Origin of the sequence: Bacillus sp. MM09(2025), assembly GCF_050496725.1 — a bacterium.
Lineage (GTDB): Bacteria > Bacillota > Bacilli > Bacillales > Bacillaceae > Bacillus > Bacillus pumilus.
Window position 1 is genome coordinate 1533104 of sequence record NZ_JBNWEN010000004.1, and the last position, 23639, is coordinate 1556742.

The following is a 23639-nucleotide window of genomic DNA, read 5'->3' on the forward strand; positions in this document are numbered from 1 at the left end:
CTTCTAGTGTGTATATAATGTATATATAGTGTATATACAATATTTTGTTCCAAACACCAGTACAGAAAAAAAGAGGTTTTTATATGCAAATTACGATTTCAAACCACTCTAAGGAGCCCATCTATGAGCAAATTACGAATCAAATTAAATCGATGATTTTAACGGGTGAGCTGGCGGAGGGCGCGGCGCTGCCGTCTATTCGAAAGCTGGCGAAGGATTTACAAATCAGCGTTATCACAACAAAGCGAGCATATGAAGAGTTAGAGAAGGCAGGATTTATTTATTCGATTGTCGGTAAGGGATCATTTGTTGCCGAGCAAAACCTAGAGGTCATGAGAGAGAAAAAATTGAAGGTGATTGAGGAACAGCTTGGAGCGGTTGTTACAAACGGCAAGGAATTAGGCTTATCTTTTGATGAATTGCAGCAGTTATTAAAGTTCTTGTATGAGGAGTGAGATGAGTGGAGCATGTGATTGAATTCAAAGGAGTATCAAAACGGTTCAAAGACTTTTCTGTGCAGAATCTTGATTTACAGGTCAAAAAGGGCTTTGTTACTGGGTTTATTGGAGAAAATGGAGCCGGTAAGTCGACCACGATTAAAATGATCATGAATTTGTTAAAACCAGATTCGGGTGAGGTTAAAATTTTTGGATTAGATTATCGCACCCATGAAAAGGAGATTAAGGAACGAATCGGTTTTGTTTACGATGCTAACGTTTTTTTCCCAGGATTGAATTTAAAAGACATCAAACGAATTGTGGCACCTGCCTATAAACGCTGGGATGACCAGCTTTTTTATCAATATATTGAACAGTTTGGTCTGCCGCTGAATAAAGCGATCAAAACATTTTCAAAAGGGATGCAGATGAAGGCGTCACTTGCGATTGCGCTGTCGCATCATGCCGAGCTGATTATTATGGATGAACCTACTGCTGGGTTAGATCCGGTCTTTAGAAGAGAGCTGCTCGGCACGTTACAAGAATTGATGATTGATGGAAATCGAACGATTTTTTTCTCAACGCATATGACGACTGATTTAGATCGCATCGCGGATTATATTGCGTTTATACAAAATGGAAGATTGGTCTTTCAACAGTCGATTCATGAGGTGGCGGAGAATTATGCGCTGGTGAAGGGGAGCCTGGATTTGTTGGATCGAGACACAGAAAAGGCGTTTATCCATATTCAGCGTACGGCAGCCGGATTTGAAGCATTAACAGATCGAATTGATGAGGTGAAACTTATTTTTGGGGATGCTGTTGTGATTGAACCGGCGTCGCTTGAGGATATCATGTTTTATTTGAAAGGCGGGGTTGCGCATGTTTCATTTAATTAAGCGTGATGTGATTTTGCAAAAGAAGCAGTTACTTATTTTTATTCCGTTTATCTTATTTTTCATTTTCATGGATGTCCATCCAGTATTAACGTTTCTAGTCGCTAGTGTCTTCATTCCATTTAACACATATGCTTATGATGAGAAGGCAGAAACGAATATTCTCTTAAATTCTTTGCCTTATACACGGAATGAAATTATTGCATCCCGTTATCTTGGTGCCGTTTTTTATATGGTCATTGCGATCGGGCTGACAAGTGCTGCTTTCTTTAGTTTTGGGAAGCTGTTTTCAATAACGGATATTGCTCTTGGCAGCGGGTTGTTTTTATTGTTCGCGGCGTGTACGTTTCCATTGTTTTATATTTTAAAGCCTGGTTATATCACAACGGTAGTACTCATTGGCTTTATCCTATTATCTGCTATGGGACCGCCTGTTGTTCTCTATTTAGCAGAGCAATTCAGTGGGATCACTAATTTTATGATGAATTTATCGATCCCTATTGTATATACGGGGTCAACTGTGCTGATTATGCTCATCTACTTGCTGTCTTGGGGACTTTCTACTGCGATTTACCAGAGGAAAGTGTTTTAATTCAGATGATCACATCATTTATACAGAATCATTCATTTTGAGGTAGGACTTTCAAAATGGGTGATTCTTATTTTTTTGAATCAAGTAAAATTGACATACAGAAGAAAAGAGGTTATTGTTAATTAACATAATGTTAATTATTTTTAACATATTGTTAAATAAATCATCCTTTAAGAAAGGAATTTGAAATGGAGATTAAAAATAGAATTAAAGTATTACGGGCAGAAAGAGACTGGACACAAAAGGATTTGGCAGAGAAGTTAGGTGTGACTCGTCAAACTGTGGCAGCGATTGAAAATGGTAAATATTCTTTGTCTTTAAAATTAGCCTTTCAAATTGCTAGGACATTTGAAGTTGATTTGTATGACGTATTTCAAGAGGTCGACAAGGAGGAACAACAATGATAACGACGATCATACTTTATTCTCTGATTACCCTTTCTGTTTTAAGCACGGCCTTTCAATTTAAGAAAAACCGTGAATATAAACATGATGAACGAGGTCAATTTATTTTAGCGAAAGCCGGAAGTTTTTCTATTGTAGGTGTTGCTTTAGCTTATCTATTAGTTGTTATCATTCAATCTTTAGTCCATCAATTCTCATCTCCAACAGAGTGGTTTTATATAGCGATTACGTTTATGTATGTATCAAGTGTTTGCGCAAATACAATCGGCATCATCTATTGTGAAAGAAAATATTAATTTTCATCGATGGATGTAAGCTAGAGTTCTTCATCATGAAGGGAAGAGAAAACCAATGAAAAAAATATTGAGAATCATGTTGATCTCCATAGGCACCATTATCACGGTCATGGTTGTTTTTCTAGCTACTGTTTATTTTGTAAACCTCATTAGTAATGAACGGGAGAAAGGGAAAATAGAAGCTTATGGGCAAAAGGTCTTGGTGGATGGGAAGCAAATGAATGTGCTCATTCAAGGCGATGGGAAAGAAACGATTGTCCTTCTCCCAGGCTATGGAACTGCTTCACCAGTGCTAGATTTCAAGCCTCTAGTAGATGAATTATCACCTTATTATAGGGTCGTAGTGATTGAACCATTTGGATATGGTTTAAGTGACGATACAGATAAAGTACGGACAAGTCAAAACATTGTAGATGAGATTCATGAATGTTTGCAGAAGCTCAACATTAAAAAGTATACGATGATGGGTCATTCGATCTCTGGCATTTATGGATTAGAATATGTGAATCAATATGAAAATGAAGTCCAAGCATTTGTTGGAATTGATAGTAGTTTTCCTAAGCAGGAGGATGCAGATGAATTGCCAGTCTCCAGCTTACAGCTGCTTCATCAATCCGGCTTTTACAGGTTGATAGTGAAAATGAATCCAGATCAACTGGTGATGCCTAAAGTAGATGATCAAACGAAAGCTCAGATTAAAATGCTGACTTTCCGAAATTTCTTGGATGAAAGCCAAGCTAGTGAGGCAGATAACTTTAGAACCAATTTTAAAAACGCCCAACGCCTACATTTCCCTAAGAAGCTCCCTGTTGTTTTCTATCTAGCAGATCAAACGGAGAAAGAAACACCAAACTGGAAACCAATGCATGAAGAGCTTCTGAAAAATGTAGATCACGGAAAAGTAGTTACTTTGAAAGGCGGCCATTATTTGCATCATACGAAATCAAAGGAAATCGCAGCTGATTTTAGAGAATTTCTATCTAACATCGAGAGTCACCGTTAGTCATATACCTTCCCGGCATCATCTAGTTACCCAAGTTTATTGAACAATATTTTCATTTTCTCGTGTTAAAAAAAGAGACCGTGTGAGCGGTCTTTTTTTTATATACAGAACCTATATTGACAGTTTATCATGAAGTAGATTAAAATACATACCAACGGTCGGTATGTAAAAAGGAGGCGTTTTATTTGGCTAGAAATAAATACCCAGAAAAGACAATCAAGCAAATTTTAGATGTGTCGACGAAGCTGTTTCAGGAAAAAGGATTTGAAAAGACGAGTTTGCAGGATATCATCCAAGAATTGAACATGTCTAAAGGGGCTATTTATCATCATTTCAAATCGAAGGAAGAAATATTGCGTGCCGTGATGGAGAGGCAATTTCGTCATGCGACTGAGAAGCTTGAAGATCTGATTAAGCATACAGAGGCAGCGCATGCGAAAGAGAAGCTGCAGCGTATTTTAGAGCAGCTAGTGGCAGATCCAACATCTCATTCGATTGATGGGATCTTGGTTGACCAGATCAAAAATCCGCAATTTGTGGTTGAGGGAATGAAGGCAGGCGTCAATCAGGATGCGCTTAAAATCAAACATCTTATTCTTGAAGGAATTGATGATGGTTCGATAAAGACTACATTTCCTGGGGAGGTGGCAGAAGTGTTTATGCTACTCGTCAATATATGGCTGAACCCTACGCTATTTGCTCGTGATGAGCAGGAAACTAGTCAGCGTTTACTGTTTTTACAACAGATGATGAAAGGTCTCGGAGTGGATGTGGTGAGTGATCTATTTATTCAAAAGGTCACAGCGCATTATGCTGGGATTGGTGGATATGATCAGCCTGGAACCTAAATGGTCAGATAAGAGACAAAAGGAAAATTCATTTCATAGGAGGATGCCTTATGCTTCACTTCGTAAAACTCGAGCTAAGAAAAAGCCATATGAAACATTATATTCAAGCTAGTATGATTGTCAGTATTGTACTGCTGGTGTTTATTTATTTTGTTGCGTTTGTTGCACAGGTTGAACAGGAAATCAGTTTTCAGCAATATCCGAATATCTATTTGTTGACCAGTATAGTATGGATGATCTTTTTTTCGATCGTCACAGCCATGATGTATTGTCGAGAAATAGTGGCTGCATTGAAAGAACAAGAACCTCATTCATCCAGTATGAGATCATCCCTCCTTTCGAGAATGGTTTGGATGCTCTGCTTCTCTACAATTGTCATGCTGTGTAGTATCATTCCTTCATTTGTTGTGTTTAGTGTCACTGAAACGTTCTTCCCCATTGTTCAGGATGCGCTGACAGCGGATGTGATGTTCACTGTGATCAAAACGTACCTAGTGTTTACTTGTTGTATCAATGGTATTGGCATGATTGCGATGAGAGTGGGGGTCATGAAAAGGTCTATTTTCATGACCATTCTGACTGCGATTGTTCTATGTGCTGTTTTAGGAAACGTATTAATCGCTGTTTATGGAAATGATCAAATGAATGTCATTTTGTCAGGAGTCATGATGATAGCTGTCCTCATAGTGATCTTGGAATTATGGGGCCGCATGACCCGGATTCAAGCGAGATAAGCGAGTACACAAGGAGGGAGACATATGGAGCATACAATTCTAATTGAAGAGTTGGTCGAAGAATTATCGCTGGATTGGCTGCTCGGAGAGGTGTTTATTCAACACCATGATCATCCTTATCTCATCATTCGTCAAACGGCCAATCAAGTGTTTCCAAATCGTTATTTGATGCATCATCAGGTAAGAGATGGACGATTGTTCATTAAAGATAGACGGAAAAAAATACTCAGCTTAGGGCTTCAACTTTATAAAACCGATGTCGCTATTGTTCTCCCTAAACGACAATTACAGTCCATTTCCATTCGTTGTAAAGGAGCAAATCTTCAGGCAGAGAGATTGAAGGTGGAACATGTCTCTTGTCATTTAACGTCTGGAAAAACGGTGCTATCAGGTGACATCAAGCATCTCCATTTAGAGACTGTAGGTGGGCTTATTTCTAGTCGGGAACTTACCGTACAAAGATTATTACTGCACGCCACATCGTCAAAAATTGAGTTGAAGGGTGCCTTTTCGGACGTTGATCTGCATGTAACAGGTAGAAGGATGCAGATTCATTCTACAAACATGCTAAATTCACTTAAATCTACTTCAACTGGAGCAAATGTCAAAGTGGTGATACCGGAAAATGATGGATTTACTTGTTATGTAAAGAAAAGATCCGGCGCTTTCCGGAATGACTTTTCTTGTCATCGAGAGAAGGACAAAATGGTGCATAAAAATGGACTGTGTTCCTTTGAAGTTGATATAAGGGGCGGTCAGTTCCTATTAAGTGATCAGCTTTAAAGTGACTTACATCCTTTGATTCAATATATCAATATAAAACAATTTGAGTATCTTCTTATGTCGGAATATTTTGATAATAGTGTTTCCCTCAAAAAAACAATTGTTTTTTAAGGGTAGATTTATTATGATAATATACATCGAAAGATTGATGTTTCTCAATCAGAATGAATATTCTGATTTTCATTTTTTTTTTATGTTGTTTGTTGATGAGGGGGAAGAAAAGTGGCTCAAAAGGAATTAAAAAGAGGGTTAAGTGCCCGCCATATTCAAATGATCGCACTCGGCGGCACGATTGGTGTTGGCTTATTTATGGGGTCAGCCAAGGCCATTCAATGGACAGGCCCATCGGTTCTTCTCGCGTACGCAGTATGTGGTATCTTTATCTTTTTTATTATGCGTGCGATGGGAGAAATGTTATACGTTGAACCAAGTACAGGTTCATTTGCTACATTTGGTCATCAATATATTCATCCGCTTGCGGGTTATATGACAGCTTGGAGTAACTGGTTCCAGTGGGTCATTGTCGGGATGTCGGAAATTATTGCCGTAGGCGCTTATATGAAATATTGGTTCCCAGACCTGCCAGCGTGGATTCCAGGATTAATTGCGATGATTATTTTGGGAGCTGCCAATTTGATTTCGGTTAAATCGTTCGGTGAGTTCGAATTTTGGTTTGCAATGATCAAGATTGTGACGATTATTTTAATGATTATTGCAGGTCTAGGCATTATTTTCTTTGGATTTGGAAATGGCGGGACGCCTATTGGCTTGTCTAATCTGTGGGCGCACGGCGGGTTCTTTACAGGTGGATTTACCGGATTCTTGTTTGCATTGTCGCTCGTCATTGCTGCCTATCAGGGTGTAGAGCTGATTGGGATTACAGCAGGTGAAGCGCAAAATCCAGAAAAGACGCTGACCAATGCCATCAAAAGTATCATCTGGCGTATTTTGATTTTCTATATCGGTGCGATCTTTGTCATTGTGACAGTGTATCCTTGGGATCAGTTGAATACCCTTGGCAGTCCATTTGTGGCGACGTTTGCGAAAATTGGGATTACAGCCGCCGCTGGTATTATTAACTTTGTTGTCATTACAGCAGCGATGTCCGGCTGTAATAGTGGGATTTTCAGTGCGGGACGTATGCTTTATACATTAGGTGTGAACGGGCAGGCGCCTGCTTTCTTCACCAAAATTTCGAAGAATGGTGTGCCGTATTTTGGAACATTCGCTGTGCTGATTGGTTTAGCAATAGGAGTTGTCCTCAATTATGTTGCGCCACCAAACATTTTCGTCTATGTGTATAGTGCGAGTGTACTTCCTGGTATGGTGCCATGGTTTGTGATTTTGATTAGTCATATCGGTTTTAGAAAGGCGAAGGGAGCTGCGCTTGATCAGCATCCATTCAAGATGCCACTAGCTCCGTTTTCTAATTATCTGACAATCGGCTTCTTACTGATGGTGCTTGTATTTATGCTCATTAATCAGGATACGCGTATTTCTCTGATTGTGGCAATTGGGTTCTTAATTGTAGTAGCGCTTAGCTTCTATGTTTTTGGGATCGGGAAACGGAAGCCGATCCAAGATGCTTCAGTTGATACAAATTCAAAGTAACTAACAATCTTATCACTTAGCGGAATGCCCCAAAAGTTAGAGAAAACTAACGATTGGGGTATTTTTTGTACGATTGAATTTTCACAATGGGCACACCGAGAAAGATAGAACATTTTATTTTTACATAAAAAAGCTGCTTAGCTTTTAAGAGATTGCTAAAACAGCTTCATTAAGATACTTATATCTTATTGATTCATTTCGTACGTATCTTGCGGTTTTTCATTGAATTGGGTTCGAATCAAGATAGATGTTAATAGAACGGCGATGATCCCAATGCCTATTAGATCTGTTAACAAACCTGTATGAACTAAAAGGGATGCTCCTCCAAAGCTGAGGATTCTCTCATAAAAGAACAAGTCTCTTTTGAGCCAGCCGGTTAAAGCAGCAGCGAAAAAAATGACACCGATACAAGCGCCTGTTACAGCCAGTGCTATTTCTACTGCACTACCCTGTCCTAATAGTTCCGGCCCGAACACAAACATGTAAGGAATAATAAATGAAACTAAACCTACTCGTGCAGACGTAAAAGAAGTTCTTAAAGGATCACTTCCAGCAATTCCTGCAGCTGTATACGATGCAAGTGCGACAGGCGGTATTATTGGAGCGAGACTTGCAAAATAATAGATAAACATGTGTGCTAGTAGAGGATCAATACCTAAATCAATTAAAGCCGGTGCAGTAAGAACACCTACAATGATATAAGCAGCTGTAGAAGGTAAACCCATCCCCATAATGACACAAGCGATCATCGTTAAGAAGAGAGTGAGTAAAATGCTGTTCTGACCGAGGTTCATTAGCAGAGATGTTAATGTTACGGCAGTACCAGTTAAGTTAATCACCCCTACAACAATTCCTGCAATAGCACATGCCATTGAGATGAGCAGCATACCTTTTGCACCTTGCTCTAAAGCCTCAAGGAAAAATTTCCAGTCGATCTTTCTAAAATAGATGACGATATAAGAGAGAACTAAGGCAACAATGGACCAAAAAGCGGCAAACATCGGTGATGCATTTAAGACAACTAATAGATAAACGAGCGTTCCTAAGCCGATATATAAATGAAAACCCTTCCAAAAAACTTCTTTGAAAACAGGCAGCTCTTTTCTCTCTATTCCTTTCATTTTAGCTCTGCCCGCATCAAAATCGACAAAAAGGAAGACTGATAAAAAGTATAGTATGCCAGGGATAAGTGCAGCAAGAATGATCTCTCCATATGAAATCCCTGTAAGTTCGGCCATAATAAAAGCGCCTGCGCCCATCACGGGAGGCATAATACTTCCTCCAGCAGAAGCAACTGCCTCAATAGAAGCGGCCATACGAGGCTTGAATCCTACTTTCTTCATTAAGGGGATGGTGAACTGTCCAGTTGAGGAGACATTAGCCACGGCACTTCCAGAAACCGTGGCCATCAATGCACTCGATATGACGGATACTTTGGCGGGACCGCCCTTAAATCGACCGCCAATGATAAAAGCTAAGTCTATAAAGACTTTCCCTGCCCCGGTTGTATTAAGAAAGGCTCCAAAAATAATAAAGAGAGCGATGAATGTGGCAGCGATTCCTAACGATGTTCCCCATAACCCTTCAGTGGATAAATACATTAAAGAAATGATTCTCTCTAGTGAGATATCTGATGTCTTTAAAATTGAAGGGAAGTAATGTCCAAAGTAAGCATAGAGTAAGAACAGTAAACCTATTAGCGGTAAAATAAAGCCAGTCACTCTTCTTGCTGCTTCTAGTATAACGATGATTAAAGTGATGCCAAAAAACATGTCATATGCATTGGGCGCTCCTACTCTTAAAAGTAGTTGATCATAAGTATAAAAAATATAGATTCCAGAGCTGATACTGATAATGATACAAAGGGCATCAATCCAACGTAATTTTTTGTTAGCTAGTGGCTTGATTAGGAATACTAGCAGTAGAACAACGGTTAAATGAACATTACGTTGAATCATGGCTGTTAGAACACCGAATCCCCCTGTGAATAAATGAAACAGCGATAGCATGATTGAGATCAATAGAATAACTCTTATAGTAAAACGTCTAGCATTTTCTGGCTGACCTTTCGATTGAACATTCTCCATAAAGATTCCCCCATTTCTCTTCTATTAATCGATTACATCTGCTTCTTTAAAATATTTTTTTGCTCCTGGGTGAAGCTCAATTAACGTTTTTGCCGCAGTCTCTTTATTTAGCTGTCGTAGTGTTGAGACAGTACCTTGCAGATTATCTAAGTGATCAAAAACAGTTTTGGTCAATTGGTACACATCATCTTCAGGGACATCTTTATTAACAAATAAGCTGACATCGACTGATATGGTTTGAATGTCGTTGTCTACACCTTTATAAGTTTTAGCTGGAATTTCAAAAGGATAAAGAGAGGGATAGGCGCTGTAAATCGTATTCACTTCATCATTTGTAAGCGGTATCATTTTTATATCTCGAATATTTGCTAGATCCATAATCCCTGGGGTTGGTAATCCAGTCCAAACAAAGATAGCATCAAGCTGACCGTCTTTTAATCCATCTACACTTTCTGAAATCGAAAGGAATTGTGGTTTAAAGTCTTTATCGTAATAAAGGTCTAGAGCATTTAGTACTTGCTTTGTCCGCACTTCATTCCCACTTCCAGGTGTGCCTACAGCAATTTTCTTCCCTTTTAAGTCATCTATTGATTGGATATCTGAGGATTCTAAAGCGACGATGCCAAGTGGCTGCGAATAGATCGTAAAAACACTTCTTAAAGAATCTTTTTGTGGATTCCCTTTAAACATTCCTTTTCCTTCATAGGCTTCTAAAGCAACATCTCCGCCAAATAAAGAGAAGTCTGCTTCTTTTTTATCCATGAGACGTATATTTTCTATTGCTCCGCCTGAAACTTGATTTGTGAGATTGATTGGGACATCGCTTTCATTCATTGTTTGCGAAAAAGCAGCACCGATTGAATAGAGTACACCGGAAGTGCCACCAGTTGGAAACGTGTAATTTGACCCTTGCTGATTCTGACACGAAAATAAAAGTGTCACTACACTGATAAAACTAATCAACATCATCATTTTTCTCATGTTTTTCCCCCTCAACATAGGTTATATGGTAAAACGCTTTCATTTCTCTGTTTATATCGATATTCGGTTTTTTGATCCGATATTTGTAATATAACATCAAAAAATAATCAATACAATAAAATCTTAAAATTCTGTTTATTTATGAATCATTCATTTTAAATCATGCTGAATGATCATCATAATGATTATGAAGATGTTACAATGGAATTGGATTACTATTGTTTAAGGAGATGTCTATCTATGACGGCCAATAAATCATTATCACAAACCCTACAAAGGGGACTCATGATATTAGATTTGTATACTAAAAGTGAATCTGAATATAGTGTTAAAGAAATTTCTGACATATTGAAATTCTCGCCAACTATCGGTTTTAGATTGGTGAATACACTTGTTGGAATGGGATACTTAACAAGAAACGTTTCAAATGGAAAGTATCGATTGGGTATGTCCTCCTATAGGTTGGGTATATTTGCCAATCCGAATCCGAAGTTGGTTGAAAAATCACACCCATTTTTAGAGAAAATTTCTTCCGAGACGAATGAAACCGTCAGTATAAATGTACTTGATCCTGTAAAAATGGAAGGAGTTTGTATTGCCTCAGTAGAGAGCAAAGACAATATCAAATTTTCTTCACCGGTAGGGCTTAGTAGACCGTTATATAAGGGTGCATCAAGGAAGACCATCTTGGCTTACCTGACTCCTTCACAGCAAGAATTAGTGATAGATGAAGCGGAAAAACAAGGATTTCAACAGATTGAGAAATTGAAAAAAGACTTACAGCTAATTAAGAAAAATGGCTATTGCTGCTCCGAAGGGGAAGTTACAGCAGGTGCCTTAAATGTATCATCTCCTATTTTGACCAAAGAAGGTTTGATTTTGGCTAGTATTGCTATTCATTGTCCTTCCTATCGAAAAAAAGAAGATACGGTAAAAAATTTCACAATGCTTGTAAAAGAAGCTGCTCAAGATATATCTTCTCTAATGAATAATTATGATGAGTAGTATGATCTTTCCATAGAGCATAAACGCTTTATGGAAAGATCACGTTTATTTTTGTTGATAGTGAAAGAAACCTTCACCTGATTTTACACCCAACTTTCCTGCCTTTACATATTTAGTGAGTAATGGACTAGGTCTATATTTTTCTCCCAAAGTTTGATACAAATATTCCATATTTCGAAGTCTAGAATCTAAGCCCACTAGGTCAGCCAGAGCTAGTGGCCCCATCGGGTGGTTTAGGCCTAATTTACAGGCTTTATCAATATCCTCGGCAGATGCAACGTCTTCCATTAACATATTCATTGCTTCGTTCCCAATTAAGCAGTTCATTCGGCTTGTAACGAATCCTGGAAATTCATTTACTTCGACATATTCTTTCTTTAATTGTGTCGTCACTTCTTTTACAAAGTTTACTGTTTCGTCTGAGGTATCTAGTCCTCGTATAATTTCAACAAGTTTCATTTTGTGTACAGGATTAAAAAAATGCATTGCTACAACTTTCTCTGGTCGAGAGGTGATTGCGCCAATTTCAGTAGGGCTCATTGTAGACGTATTGGTAGCGAGAATTGTCTCAGGCTTCGTCAGTTGATCAAGTTCTTTGAATACATCTAATTTGACAGCCATGTTTTCAACCACCGCTTCAATCACTAAGTCAGCGGAGCGAACAGATTCTTCAAGACTATCTGAATAGGAAATCCTTTGTAGGGTCGGATGAATATCCTTTGTTTTAATAAAATTCCTCTCTGCGCTTTTTTCTAATTCTAGTTGAATAGAAGATTTTGCTTTTGATAGAGAAGATGCTTCGATATCGTATAATAGGACGGTAAATCCATTGGACGCAGCTGAATAAGCAATTCCTCTTCCCATCGTACCAGCCCCAATAATAGAGATTTGAGTCATTTTATACACTCCTATACTTGTAGATTTTCAAATATCGTTGTGATTCCTTGCCCGCCAGCTGTACAAAGTGTGACAATCCCATACTTCGTTCCTTGTCGCTCCATTTCATGGATTAGCTTTGTCGCAAGAATGGCTCCTGTAGCTCCTATTGGGTGACCTAATGCAATTGCTCCACCGTTCACATTAATTTTGTTTATATCTAATGCTAATTCTCTAATGACAGCTATCGACTGCGCGGCGAAAGCTTCATTGAGTTCAATAAGACCTATATCACTGATAGAAAGGCCGCATTGAGCTAATGCTTTCTTAGTCGAGTACACAGGCCCAATCCCCATATATTCAGGTGAAACTCCTACAGAAGCTTGTGCAATAATGCGAGATTTAGGTGTTAGATCATATTTTTGAGCAATCGACTCACTCGTTATTAATAAAACAGAAGCGGCATCATTACGACCACTTGCATTACCGGCGGTAACAGTACCATCTTTTTTGAACACTGGTTTTAGATGAGATAGTTGTTCAAGAGAGGTGTTTCTAGGGTGCTCATCCTTCTGAAATAGAGTGGTATTCTTTTTTGAGATGACTTCATATGGGATGAGCTGGCTGTCAAAACGTCCATCATTTATGGCTTTATTCGCTAACTCTTGACTTCGTAAAGAAAATTCATCTTGTTCGGATCTCTCAATCTGATATTGTTCTGCCAAGTTTTCAGCAGTTTCCCCCATTGTTAAGTATCCGTATTCTTCAATAGGCTGAGAGTAGGGCTGACTTTCTGTGTTAGGATCTAAAAGCACCCCGTTTCCTGAACGATAGCCAAACCGAGCGTGTCTCAAGTAATAAGGAGCTGTACTCATGCTTTCAGCGCCCCCAGCTACAATGACCTCGTCCAGACCATGTTGTATTTGTAAGTCAGCACTGTTAATGGCCTGCAAGCCAGAACCGCATTGTCGATGAATGGTATAGCCAGAGGTCTCAATTGGAAATTTTGCTCGAAGTAATGAGAGCCTAGCCAGGTTTGATGAATCTGCACTTTGCTTTGCTTGGCCTAGGATCACCTCGTCTACTAATTCTTTTGGAAGTGAAGTTCTTTCAAATAATCCAGTCATGACTTTGGCTGCAAGCTCATCTACTAAAGCGTCCTTTAAACCACCGCCTAATTTCCCAATAGGTGTTCTGACTGCATCGATAATGACACTTTTATTCATATTAAACCTCACTCTCATTCTGCGGATTGACATCTCGATCATAAGCAGGTGTTCTTTTTTCTAAAAAGGCTTTGATTCCCTCGGTTTTATCTTCCGTAGAAAAGGCTATTGATTGTGCAAGTTTTTCTAACATAAACGCAGTATCTATATCTGAATCATAGCCTCGATGAACGATCATCTTCGCTAATTTTAGAGCGAGAGGACCTTTTGATAAGAGGGTTTGGATCATGTCTTCTTTTGCTTTATTTAATTGAGAGAGAGGACATGATTGAGCAACTAAACCAATGGCTTTTGCTTCTGTTCCAGTGATTAATTTTCCGAGAAGAATCATTTCAAGAGCTCGACTTTTCCCGATCATTCTGCTTAGCCGCTGAGTTCCCCCAGCTCCCGGAATAACGGCTAAATTCAATTCAGGCAGTCCAATTTTTGCATGGTCAACGGCTATTCTAAGATCACACGCTAGTGCAAGTTCACACCCTCCGCCTAAAGCATGACCATTTATAACAGCTAAAGTCACTTTATCTGAGGCTTCAATTTTTTTATAAACCCCTTGCATTCCTGGTTTTAAACAATCTAACGCTTTTCTATCATTCAACTCGTTGATATCTGCGCCGGAGACAAATGCTTTCTCTCCTGAGCCGGTAATTACGATGATTCTGATTTTCTCTTGTGCATTAAGCATATCTAAGGCTTGTTCGAGCTCCTGAAGCGTTGCATAATTTAGTGCATTTCTTACTTCTGGACGATGAATTGTTATCGTTCCTACCTGTTCTTGAACATCAACAAGTATATGTTTAAACATCCAATCAACCTCCTTTCAAAATAGTTGTCTATTTACCTTTCCAAATCGGCTGGCGTTTTTCTAAAAAGGCTTGTGTTCCTTCTAATCTATCTTCGCTTTCATATACATTAGGTCCAATATCCATTTGTAGTGCATGGAAGAGGGGAACGTCCATTGATTTCCATATCGTTTCTTTTATACGCTGCACAGATAAAGGCGCACAAAGACAAATTTCCTCAGCTAAATCCTCAGCTCTTTTCATCAGGTCTTCGATAGTTGGTAAGACTTCATCTATCAGTTGTAGATTATAAGCTTCATCTGATTTTATTAGGGCCCCTGTAAAAAGGAGTTTTGCCGCAGTACTTGGTGAAATAAGCTTAGGTAAGATCGTTGCTCCAAAAGTAGCCCCCATTCCTCTTTTTGCTTCAGGTAAACCTAGTTTGACACTTGAAACAGCTAGTCGAATATCACTTGCCAATGTAATCTCAAAGCCTGCTCCTACAGCGGCGCCATTAATCGCTGATATGACAGGCTTATACGTTTCGATGATGGCATTAAATAACCGGCCTCTAAGTGGCTTCTTTTTAAATGCCTCGGGATTTGATTTTGCTTCACTTAAATCTCTACCACTGCAAAAAGCTCTTTCTCCAACACCTGTTATGATTAAAACCCTGGCGTCTTTATCGTTTTTATACTCTTCTAAAAATTCCAAAAATAGATCAGACATTTTTGAATCGATGGCATTCATCTTGTCTGGTTTATTGATGTATAGGTAAGCAATCTGCCCCTTTTTTTCATAGTGAATAACGTCCATAAATAAACACTCTCCTTTAAACTAATTGCCCTGAAAAACGGCTTTTCTTTTCTCTTTAAATGCCTGTACGCCCTCCTTGTGATCCGAGGTTTCTTTGATAACAGCATAATGAGATGAAATGAGGTCTAAAGCTGCCTCTAATTCCAATGACTCCGCATATTGAACAGCGCGTTTGGTCATTCGAATGGCGATTTGTGGACCAGAAGCGATGTGCTCTGCTAATTCTTTTGTTTTCTCTTCGAATTGGTCTTGTGAATAAACATGATTCACGAGGCCAATTGCTAGTGCTTCATCAGATGAAATAAAGTTCCCCGTCCATAAAAGTTCTAAAGCTTTCGCTTTACCGACAATTCTCGGTAAAAAATAAGCACCGCCATCTCCAGGAACAAGGCCAACCTTGACATACCCTTCACTGACTTTCGAGTCTTGAATCATCACACGCATATCACACATTAACGCCATGTCCAGTCCTGCACCTACAGCGGGGCCATTAATCGCTGCGATAACAGGTTTATCAATATGTTTAAGGGTTAATGGGATACGATGGATATTTTCCCATAACTTATTTTTATTATCTAAAGGAGTTTGGTCTTGTTTCATCCCGCCAACATCCCCACCTGAACAAAAAGCATTGCCTGCTCCAGTGACTACAATGACATGGACATCGTCATTATCTTTTGCCTCTTCAAGCGCACGAACCCATTCGCTAATCATTTCTGCATTAAATGCGTTCTTTTTATCAGGCCGATTCAGGGTGATGGTTAATACATGGTTTTTTATATTTGTTAAGATGGTTGAAGTCATAATGCCCTCCTTTGGTTACTTATTTTGTAACTCGTGATTTTTTGTACGAATAATACCTTCATGGTTGAAAATTTCTAATTGTTCATCCGAGTAGCCTAATAAGTCTTTTAAAACCTCTTCTGTGTGCTCGCCGATAATAGGCGCTGGTAAAACTTTTTCTAAAGGTGAATCGGATAGTCTAATCGGGGAACCTGGTACCTTAATGTTTCCTTCAACAGCATGAGAAACTTCTCTTATCATTTCACGCTCTATTAGATGCGGATCGTTTGCTACCTCATCAATTGTCTGTACAGGGGAATGAGGTATGTTTGCTTCAATAAAGAGCTCCGCAATCTCATTTTTATTACGTTTCGTTGTCCAGCTACTGACGATGTCATCGACGATAAGTGTGTGTGCAGATCGATCAATATTTGTCTCGAATCGTTTGTCATCTAAAAGATCTTCTCTATCTATAACGGTTAAAAGTGATCTCCATTGTCTGTCAGCGACACATAGAATAGCGATATAGCCATCTTTCGTTTCATACACATTATAGGGAGCTGTCGCCATCCCACTATGCTGATTGCCTGTTCTTTCGGAAAATTTCTCCCCTTGGCTGTAATATGCACCTAAAGCAGAAGCGAGTGTCGGATAGACTGAATCATGCATGGAGACTTCCACTAACTGACCTTTTCCGGTTATTGTTCTTTGATAAAGTGCGGTCGTTATCCCCCCAAATAGATGAATTCCCCCTAAGAAATCGCAAATGGCTGGTCCTGCCTTAACAGGAGGTTTATCAGCAAAGCCAGTTGTCGCCATAACTCCTGCCATTGCCTGCACCGTTAAATCCATCGCCGGTCTTTTTGCATAAGGACCACTAAGCCCATATCCTTTTCCAGAAGCATAGATAAGACGAGGGTTTACTTCCTTTAAAACATCATAGCCAAGTCCTAATCGATCCATGGCGCCGAGTGAAAAGTTCTCAACTAATACATCAGATTTCTGCACTAAATCTAGGAAAATTTCTTTACCTTGATCGGTTTTTAAATCGATTGATACGCCGTATTTATTTGAATTCAACATAAGTAATTCATGGCAGTCCCCTTTTCGCCTAACCCTTAAGTTCTCTCCCTTTAAAGGCTCTACTTTAATTACTTTTGCTCCTTGAAATGCTAACATTAGCGAGCAGTAGGGGCCGTTATAAATTTGACCAAGGTCTAAAACAGTAATACCTTCTAACGCCTTGTTCATATGAACTCCTCCTTAAAACGCTTTCATTTTAATACGATAAACGGATAGTTATTTCAATTATCGTATAAATTCAATTTATCATAGGTTGCTTGATCATGCAATAAGAAGAAAGAGGCATGTATGAAGACAAAGGTGAAATGCATAAAAAATAACAAAGCAGTCTATTAGTTTTGTTACTAATAGACTGCTTTGTTAACAAATAAGATGAGACTATAGTGAAGCTTTTACACGGTTAAAGACATCTGGAAAGTTGGTGAAAAGACCGGTGACGCCGTATTGCATTAAACGGGTCATGTCTGCTTCGCTGTTGACCGTATAGGGGTGGAGGAGGAGTCCGTGGCTTCTGACCTGTTGTACGTTTTCAAGTGTCAATGCTCTGAAATTCGGTCCGACACCCACTGCATAAGATTTAATGAAATCGAGCTGATCATCTGTGATGGACGTCATTTGGGTTCTGTCTAAAAGCTGTACTTTTGGAAGGCGCGGAGCTAATTTCTGTAGCTTTAGCAGGCTGTCTTGGCTAAAGGATTGAATGATGACCTGCCCTTTTCTTGTGTGTTTCCCGAGAAGATGATGTTTTTTTAGGGTCGCCAATAGCTTTTCTTCCATTTGCGGATAGATGTCTGGTTTTTTTGTTTCAATATAATAATTTTCTCGTTTGCCAAAATAGCGCAGTACTTCATCTAATGTGAGGACTCGCTGTCCGATATAGTTGACATTTTGTCTGTCGGGATTGGCTTCATTAAACCATGTACCAGCGTCAAGCTGTTTGATTTCAGCAAGTGTGAGGTCTTTGACCCAGCCCGTTCCGTTTGTGGTGCGGTCAACGGTTTCATCGTGCATGACGATGAGATGACCATCCTTTGTCATTTGAAGATCGAGTTCGAGGTAATCGGCATTCATTTTTGTGGCGAGTTTGTAAGAAGCCAGGGTATGCTCTGGTGCATACCCTGATGCTCCGCGATGTGCAACGGTTAGAATACGATCTGGAGATAAAAGGTTTTCATGTGCCGATACGGTGACCGGCACCCATGCAATAGACAGTAAAGCAAAAGAGAGCAACACGAAAGCAAGTAATCTACTTTTCTTCATATTTTATCCTCCTTTTACGGTAACTGCCTTCATCATAAGAAATAGATGTAAAGGGCATGTTGGGCGGATATGAATCTTTTATGTGATTTTCATTAAGCTTGCTCTACGCGCTTCCCTGTATTCCAAGTCATCGCTAGGAAGACAATCGCGAGCACACAAGAACTAACCAATAAAATAAAGCCTCCTGTCCAGTCGTAATGGTCCACGACGACGCCCATCATCGCATTGGCGAAGGCAGAGCCGCCAATATAACCGAAAAATCCTGTGAGTCCGGCCGCAGTGCCAGCCGCTTTTTTAGGAGCAAGGTCAATGGCTTGAAGTCCAATGAGCATGACAGGTCCGTAAATTAAAAAGCCGATGCTGATGAGGGCGATGTTATCGACCATTGGATTGCCAGCAGGGTTTAACCAGTAAACAAGCACCGCAATTAACACACCAGCCATAAAGAGGACGCCTGCTGGTGCGCGGCGGCTTCTAAAGAATCGGTCACTAATCCACCCGCACAATAATGTGCCGGGAATGCCTGCATATTCATAAAGAAAATATGACCAGCGTGAATGCTCTGGTGAAAAGCCCTTTGCTTCTGTTAAGTAGGTCGGCGCCCAGTCCACGACACCGTAACGAACGAAGTACACAAAGACGTTGGCGATGGCGATATACCAAAGGAATTTATTGTTGAGTACATACTTAAATAAAATCTCTTTCACTGTTAATTCTTTTTCTTGATCTTCGTACTGCTGTGCCGGATAGTCATTGCGATATTCCTCGATTGGCGGAAGACCAGCGGATTGCGGGGTATCCCGGACGAGAAGAATGATCACGAAGGAGACGATAATGGCAATGATGGCAGGGAAGAAAAAGATACTTTTCCACGTTGCAAACAGCACGATCCCTAAGGTGATGAGCGGTGCCAGAATCCCCCCGCCGATATTGTGAGCGACGTTCCAAATGGACATTTTCGTTCCACGTTCACTAACCGAAAACCAATGCGCCATCGTCCGTCCGCATGGCGGCCACCCCATGCCCTGGAACCAGCCGTTTAAAAACATGAATAAGAACATGATCCATACACTTGACGTCACCCATGGAAATGAGACAAATAGGATATTGATAAGGGCTGATAGAAAGAGTCCGGTGGCTAAAAAATATCTTGGGTTACAGCGGTCTGAGATCATCCCCATGATGAATTTACTAAAGCCATAGGCGATAGACACAGCTGCGAGTACAAAGCCTAATTCACTTTTCGTGAACCCTTCTTCCTGTAGATAAGGAATAGCAAAAGCGAAATTTTTCCGCAGCAAATAGTAGCCCGCATACCCGATAAAGATGCCTAAAAAGACTTGAAGCCGCAGCCGCTTATACGTCTCATCTGTTTTGGCATCATCGAGCCTGTCGATATGCGGAGCGGGTTTAAACCATTTGAACATAAAGATCCTCCTCTTGTCGTTGTCCGACTGACTGAATCAAAAGTACGAGATCGGCGTTTGATCTTGTACTTTTTAAGAGACAAAAGAATTGATAACGCTTTCTTTTGTACTCCCATCATATCGGATGGAAGAGACGTTTATGATGAGGCTTTTGTCATTATTTTGGAAAAACAGTTCATCAAGTAACGAAAAAAATCCGCACAATGGCGGATTTTCCTTAGCTGTTACAGAGACACATTAATTTTCGCAGATTTCTTAAGCTTTTCAATTTCTTTTTGAACTTCTTTCTGCTTTTCTTGGGATTCTAGCTGCTTTTTAATTTGTGATTTAACTTCTTTGTACTCTGGTGCTTTTTGCTTTTGTTTTTTCATTTCATCTGCGTATTGATCATAGTACGCTTTAACATCCTTTTCAGAGACGGACGCTGATTTGATTTCTTTGTCGACATACTGGCTGTATTTGATGCTGTCAGCAATGTCACTTTTCAGCTGATCCATGGTGAGTCCGCTTTTCTTAAGGGCTTCTTCAAACTGAGCGTTGTCTTTGAATTGTTTCTTTTCTTCTTTTAGCTGTTTATCTACCTGTTTGTCAGAGGCTTTAATGCCCTTCTTCTCAGCATCTTGCAGGATGAGCTCTTGACCTACGAGCGCATCAATGGTTTGTTTCTTGACTGCTTTTGCGCCTTCTTTAGATGTTGGGTCTTGCCCAGATTGCTGAAGCTGTCCTTGAATGGTTGATAGAGCGCTATTATATTCATTACCTGTGATTTTGTCTTGGTTGACGGTCGCAACGACCTTTTGATCATCGATTTTTTGTGCGTCTAATTTCTTTTGCATCTCTTCCATTTGCTTTTGCTGTTCTTTTTGGTCAGCCTGTGTTGTTTCCTTGTTTTTGGCTGAATCGTTTTGCTTATCTTGTTTGGCATCGTTTGACGAGCAGGCGGCAAGCCCAACAGATAACAAACATGCGATGAGTGTGTATGATACCTTTTTCATCATTTTCTCTCCCTTCGGTATGAGAACATCTAGTGCGCATTCTAACCGTTTTTTAGGAAAAATAAAACCGTACAGACAATTTGTTAGCGGATTGACATGTTTTTTATCTGTTTGTCCTCATTTTGTCTTCTCATAGTCATCTCATGACAAACTCAATCGTGGAATAATTGTTCCATCGCTTCGTCGAGATTGGTGATTGGCTGGCGGCAGCTGTAGTTTTCACAAATATACACGGTGGTTTTGCCATCGATTGTTTTGTAATCTTTTGTAAAGGGCGCGAGCTTCGCTAATTCTTCCCCTGTTTCGGCAGTCAATATGATATCAAATGGCATGAAGCGTTTTTGAAGCGCCTGTAAAAGCTGTTCTTTTTGAGGGTCGCCGTTTTTTCCGAGAATGATGATTTCTCTTTTCGTTGCATATTGAGCAAGGAGTCCTTGCAGAAACGCTGTGTGCCCGCTTGGATAGGAAGAGATATCGACATAAAAGGCTTTGAACATTAACTCTAATGTGTCCAGCCAATCCTGACGTCCGGTCAATCTGCTTAGCATGAGAAGGTGCTTGAGTGCGGTGCTGTTGCCAGAAGGCATGGCGCCGTCGTACACTTCTTTTTCTCGAACGATGAGCGCTTCCGCATCTGAACCTGAGAAGAAAAAGCCCCCTTTTTCCTTGTCCCAAAACAGCTCAAACATGTTCTCGGCAATGGCTGTCGCCTTTTCCAGCCATGCTAATTCAAAGGTCGCTTCGTATAATGACATATACGCTTTTAGCATATGCGCATAATCCTCGATAAAGCCAAGATGCTTTACGTCACCTTCTCTATATCGGACCATGAGCCGCTCATGTTGGACGAGGTGTGTTTCTAGAAAAGACATCGCCTGTTTCGCCATACCGATCGCTTCCTCTGCATCAAATACTCTTCCAGCTTTGGCGAGAGATGAGATCATGAGCGCATTCCAGGATGTGAGCACCTTGTCATCGATAAGCGGTGCAGGTCGCTGCTGTCTGACAGATTGTAAAATGTGCCGAGCTTCTTGCAGCTTAGACTGAAGCGTATGGTCATCAATTGAAAAAGAGGCTTTGATGTCATCAAAAGAGGTGGAAATGGTATGAGGGATGTTCGCCCCTTCAAAGTTCCCCTCATCTGTGATGTGATAGACAGCGCAGAGTAATGCGCCGAGATCCTCGCCTAAATGAGTCATGATCTCATCTTTTGACCAGACGTAATATTGCCCTTCTTTCCCCTCAGAATCTGCATCTATCGCTGAATAAAAGGAGCCATCCGGATTCATCATATCTCGCTTGATAAAGTGAATCAGGCGGTGGACAAGCTTTTCATATGCAGGTTGTTGAGTGAGCTGATACGCTTCTGTGTAAGCCTCCATCAGCAAGGCGTTATCATACAGCATCTTTTCAAAATGCGGCACAAGCCATTTTTCATCCGTCGAATAACGAGAAAAACCGGAACCAATATGGTCATATATACCGCCATTTGCCATTCCATCTAACGTTTTCGTGACTGCATACAGCGCATTCTCCTGTCCTGTCCATTCGTAATAGCGCATCAGAAATGAGAGCATATGAGGTGCAGGGAATTTTGGCGCGGAACCGAATCCGCCGTGCAGCGTATCAAAGCTGCTCATGAGCTGATAATAGGCTTTGTGAATTGCTTCTTGAGACAGCGTGTTTTCTGTCTGCCCTGCTGCTTTGATTCGCAGATTATTTGTCGCCTTCTCGGCCAATGATTCGATATGATCGCGGTCGTTGTGATACGCATCCAGCAGTTGTGTCAGTGCTTCGATAAAGCCAGGACGTCCGTAAGCACTCCTTTTTGGAAAATACGTCCCTGCATAAAAAGGCTTTTGATCAGGCGTGACAAACACGTTGAGCGGCCAGCCGCCTTGTCCCGTCATCATCTGACAAACAGACATATACATAGAGTCGATGTCTGGACGCTCCTCACGATCGACTTTAATGGAAATGAAATGCTCATTTAAGATGTCAGCAACTTGTTGATCTTCGAAGCTTTCGTGTGCCATGACGTGGCACCAGTGGCAAGTTCCTTTGGCTATCCATACCCAATCGATACGAAAACAGGTTTGTTTTCGCGCTTCGCTTTTTTGAATGCTTCGTCTGACCATGTGTACCAATTCACTGGGTTATAGGAATGTTGGAGAAGGTATGGTGACTTTTCTGCGATTAATCGGTTGGGTATTTTTTTGTTTGGCATGGGATCACCTACTTCCGTTGTTAGTTTATTGCACTGTACTTTACCTTTAAAGAGACTTAGTCTATGCTTATTCCATAATTTAATTGGAATGATTTTGTGTAAATTCTGAAGTTCGAGAGGAATTTTCAGAATTAGTTGAGGAATATATTTTAAAATCATTTGGCTTTAAATCAGATTTGAGTTTTGAATCTTTAATTAAGTCTTTCCTTATTTCAACAAGTAATTCTCCAAGAGCTTTATGTTTGTGTTCATGAGTTGAACTATTTTTAACACTTTCTAAAAAGTTGTATAGTTTATTTATGACTTGATCTGGACAATACAACCAACATAAGTTAACTTGATCTATAAAAACGGACTTTAGCTCTGAATTTTCAGACTCAACATAAAAGCCTTTTAGACTTTTTACCAGCACAGCATAACGTTCTTCTTTTCTGATGAATACTTCCTGATTCCTTTTGCTTCTCTCATTTAAATACCATGTAAAAAAACC

At 40.0% G+C, this 23639-nt stretch carries 24 protein-coding genes and 1 pseudogene; 11 read left to right on the top strand and 14 right to left on the bottom strand.

The features are described from left to right. The first annotated feature begins 83 nt into the window (after nucleotides 1–83). The 10 genes from ACQYAC_RS14270 (at nucleotide 84) to ACQYAC_RS14315 (ending at nucleotide 7604) form a co-directional block, all read left to right on the top strand. Complete coding sequence (locus ACQYAC_RS14270) at nucleotides 84–455, top strand: GntR family transcriptional regulator (protein ID WP_003217079.1); 372 nt, start codon at nucleotides 84–86, stop codon at nucleotides 453–455. 5 nt (nucleotides 456–460) lie between these two features. Next, nucleotides 461–1336, top strand: coding sequence for an ABC transporter ATP-binding protein (locus ACQYAC_RS14275; protein WP_025206645.1), 876 nt, complete (start codon nucleotides 461–463; stop codon nucleotides 1334–1336). After that, nucleotides 1320–1925, top strand: coding sequence for an ABC-2 transporter permease (locus ACQYAC_RS14280; protein WP_429943506.1), 606 nt, complete (start codon nucleotides 1320–1322; stop codon nucleotides 1923–1925). Before ACQYAC_RS14275 ends, ACQYAC_RS14280 begins: the two co-directional genes overlap by 17 nt. A gap of 188 nt (nucleotides 1926–2113) precedes the next feature. Beyond that, complete coding sequence (locus tag ACQYAC_RS14285) at nucleotides 2114–2329, top strand: helix-turn-helix transcriptional regulator (RefSeq protein ID WP_012008754.1); 216 nt, start codon at nucleotides 2114–2116, stop codon at nucleotides 2327–2329. After that, nucleotides 2326–2625 (top strand): hypothetical protein, encoded by a 300-nt coding sequence (locus tag ACQYAC_RS14290; protein ID WP_169057509.1) that lies wholly within the window; start codon nucleotides 2326–2328, stop codon nucleotides 2623–2625. The genes ACQYAC_RS14285 and ACQYAC_RS14290 overlap by 4 nt, the downstream gene beginning before the upstream one ends. A gap of 55 nt (nucleotides 2626–2680) precedes the next feature. Continuing rightward, nucleotides 2681–3628, top strand: coding sequence for an alpha/beta fold hydrolase (locus tag ACQYAC_RS14295; RefSeq protein WP_429943507.1), 948 nt, complete (start codon nucleotides 2681–2683; stop codon nucleotides 3626–3628). Nucleotides 3629–3813: 185 nt separating this feature from the next. Further along, nucleotides 3814–4476, top strand: a complete 663-nt coding sequence (locus tag ACQYAC_RS14300; RefSeq protein ID WP_339164756.1) for a TetR/AcrR family transcriptional regulator — start codon at nucleotides 3814–3816, stop codon at nucleotides 4474–4476. A gap of 50 nt (nucleotides 4477–4526) precedes the next feature. Next, nucleotides 4527–5210, top strand: coding sequence for a bacitracin ABC transporter permease (locus ACQYAC_RS14305; RefSeq protein ID WP_429943508.1), 684 nt, complete (start codon nucleotides 4527–4529; stop codon nucleotides 5208–5210). 24 nt (nucleotides 5211–5234) lie between these two features. Then, nucleotides 5235–5993 carry a DUF4097 family beta strand repeat-containing protein gene (locus ACQYAC_RS14310; RefSeq protein ID WP_429943509.1) on the top strand — a complete coding sequence of 253 codons (759 nt, stop codon included), beginning with the start codon at nucleotides 5235–5237 and terminating at the stop codon, nucleotides 5991–5993. 222 nt (nucleotides 5994–6215) lie between these two features. Next, on the top strand, nucleotides 6216–7604 hold the full coding sequence (locus ACQYAC_RS14315) for an amino acid permease (RefSeq protein WP_429943510.1): 1389 nt from the start codon (nucleotides 6216–6218) through the stop codon (nucleotides 7602–7604). A gap of 185 nt (nucleotides 7605–7789) precedes the next feature. Here ACQYAC_RS14315 and ACQYAC_RS14320 read toward each other — a convergent pair whose 3' ends face one another. After that, nucleotides 7790–9691 (bottom strand): TRAP transporter permease, encoded by a 1902-nt coding sequence (locus ACQYAC_RS14320; RefSeq protein ID WP_429943511.1) that lies wholly within the window; start codon nucleotides 9689–9691, stop codon nucleotides 7790–7792. Nucleotides 9692–9715: 24 nt separating this feature from the next. Beyond that, nucleotides 9716–10672: a TAXI family TRAP transporter solute-binding subunit gene (locus tag ACQYAC_RS14325; RefSeq protein ID WP_429943512.1), complete on the bottom strand. Its 957-nt coding sequence runs from the start codon at nucleotides 10670–10672 to the stop codon at nucleotides 9716–9718. A gap of 240 nt (nucleotides 10673–10912) precedes the next feature. Between ACQYAC_RS14325 and ACQYAC_RS14330 the strand changes: the two genes are divergently transcribed. Next, complete coding sequence (locus ACQYAC_RS14330) at nucleotides 10913–11677, top strand: IclR family transcriptional regulator (protein ID WP_169057502.1); 765 nt, start codon at nucleotides 10913–10915, stop codon at nucleotides 11675–11677. 45 nt (nucleotides 11678–11722) lie between these two features. Here the strand turns inward: ACQYAC_RS14330 and ACQYAC_RS14335 are convergent, their stop codons facing one another. From ACQYAC_RS14335 to ACQYAC_RS14390, 12 genes and pseudogenes are all read right to left on the bottom strand, one after another. Then, nucleotides 11723–12574 carry a 3-hydroxyacyl-CoA dehydrogenase family protein gene (locus tag ACQYAC_RS14335; RefSeq protein WP_429943513.1) on the bottom strand — a complete coding sequence of 284 codons (852 nt, stop codon included), beginning with the start codon at nucleotides 12572–12574 and terminating at the stop codon, nucleotides 11723–11725. An 11-nt stretch (nucleotides 12575–12585) separates the two neighbouring features. Beyond that, nucleotides 12586–13779, bottom strand: coding sequence for a thiolase family protein (locus ACQYAC_RS14340; RefSeq protein WP_169057500.1), 1194 nt, complete (start codon nucleotides 13777–13779; stop codon nucleotides 12586–12588). Between the two features lies 1 nt (nucleotide 13780). Then, entirely contained in the window at nucleotides 13781–14581 is an 801-nt protein-coding gene (locus ACQYAC_RS14345) for an enoyl-CoA hydratase/isomerase family protein (protein WP_169057499.1), read from the bottom strand. A gap of 28 nt (nucleotides 14582–14609) precedes the next feature. After that, nucleotides 14610–15374: an enoyl-CoA hydratase/isomerase family protein gene (locus ACQYAC_RS14350; protein WP_429943514.1), complete on the bottom strand. Its 765-nt coding sequence runs from the start codon at nucleotides 15372–15374 to the stop codon at nucleotides 14610–14612. 21 nt (nucleotides 15375–15395) lie between these two features. Continuing rightward, nucleotides 15396–16178, bottom strand: a complete 783-nt coding sequence (locus tag ACQYAC_RS14355; protein WP_429943515.1) for an enoyl-CoA hydratase/isomerase family protein — start codon at nucleotides 16176–16178, stop codon at nucleotides 15396–15398. 15 nt (nucleotides 16179–16193) lie between these two features. Further along, nucleotides 16194–17408, bottom strand: a complete 1215-nt coding sequence (locus tag ACQYAC_RS14360; protein ID WP_169057496.1) for a CaiB/BaiF CoA transferase family protein — start codon at nucleotides 17406–17408, stop codon at nucleotides 16194–16196. Between the two features lie 210 nt (nucleotides 17409–17618). Continuing rightward, entirely contained in the window at nucleotides 17619–18500 is an 882-nt protein-coding gene (locus tag ACQYAC_RS14365) for a glycerophosphodiester phosphodiesterase (RefSeq protein WP_426973398.1), read from the bottom strand. A 92-nt stretch (nucleotides 18501–18592) separates the two neighbouring features. Beyond that, nucleotides 18593–19927 (bottom strand): glycerol-3-phosphate transporter, encoded by a 1335-nt coding sequence (gene glpT / locus ACQYAC_RS14370; RefSeq protein ID WP_061406579.1) that lies wholly within the window; start codon nucleotides 19925–19927, stop codon nucleotides 18593–18595. Between the two features lie 224 nt (nucleotides 19928–20151). Next, nucleotides 20152–20922: a SurA N-terminal domain-containing protein gene (locus ACQYAC_RS14375; RefSeq protein WP_061406581.1), complete on the bottom strand. Its 771-nt coding sequence runs from the start codon at nucleotides 20920–20922 to the stop codon at nucleotides 20152–20154. Nucleotides 20923–21074: 152 nt separating this feature from the next. Continuing rightward, on the bottom strand, nucleotides 21075–22958 hold the full coding sequence (locus ACQYAC_RS14380) for a thioredoxin domain-containing protein (protein ID WP_429943516.1): 1884 nt from the start codon (nucleotides 22956–22958) through the stop codon (nucleotides 21075–21077). A 35-nt stretch (nucleotides 22959–22993) separates the two neighbouring features. Next, nucleotides 22994–23149 (bottom strand): annotated as a pseudogene (locus tag ACQYAC_RS14385) (DUF255 domain-containing protein); the annotation flags it as partial. Nucleotides 23150–23228: 79 nt separating this feature from the next. Further along, a complete protein-coding gene (locus tag ACQYAC_RS14390; protein ID WP_429943517.1) occupies nucleotides 23229–23561 on the bottom strand; it encodes a hypothetical protein in 333 nt (110 codons plus the stop codon). Between the last annotated feature and the right edge of the window lie 78 nt (nucleotides 23562–23639).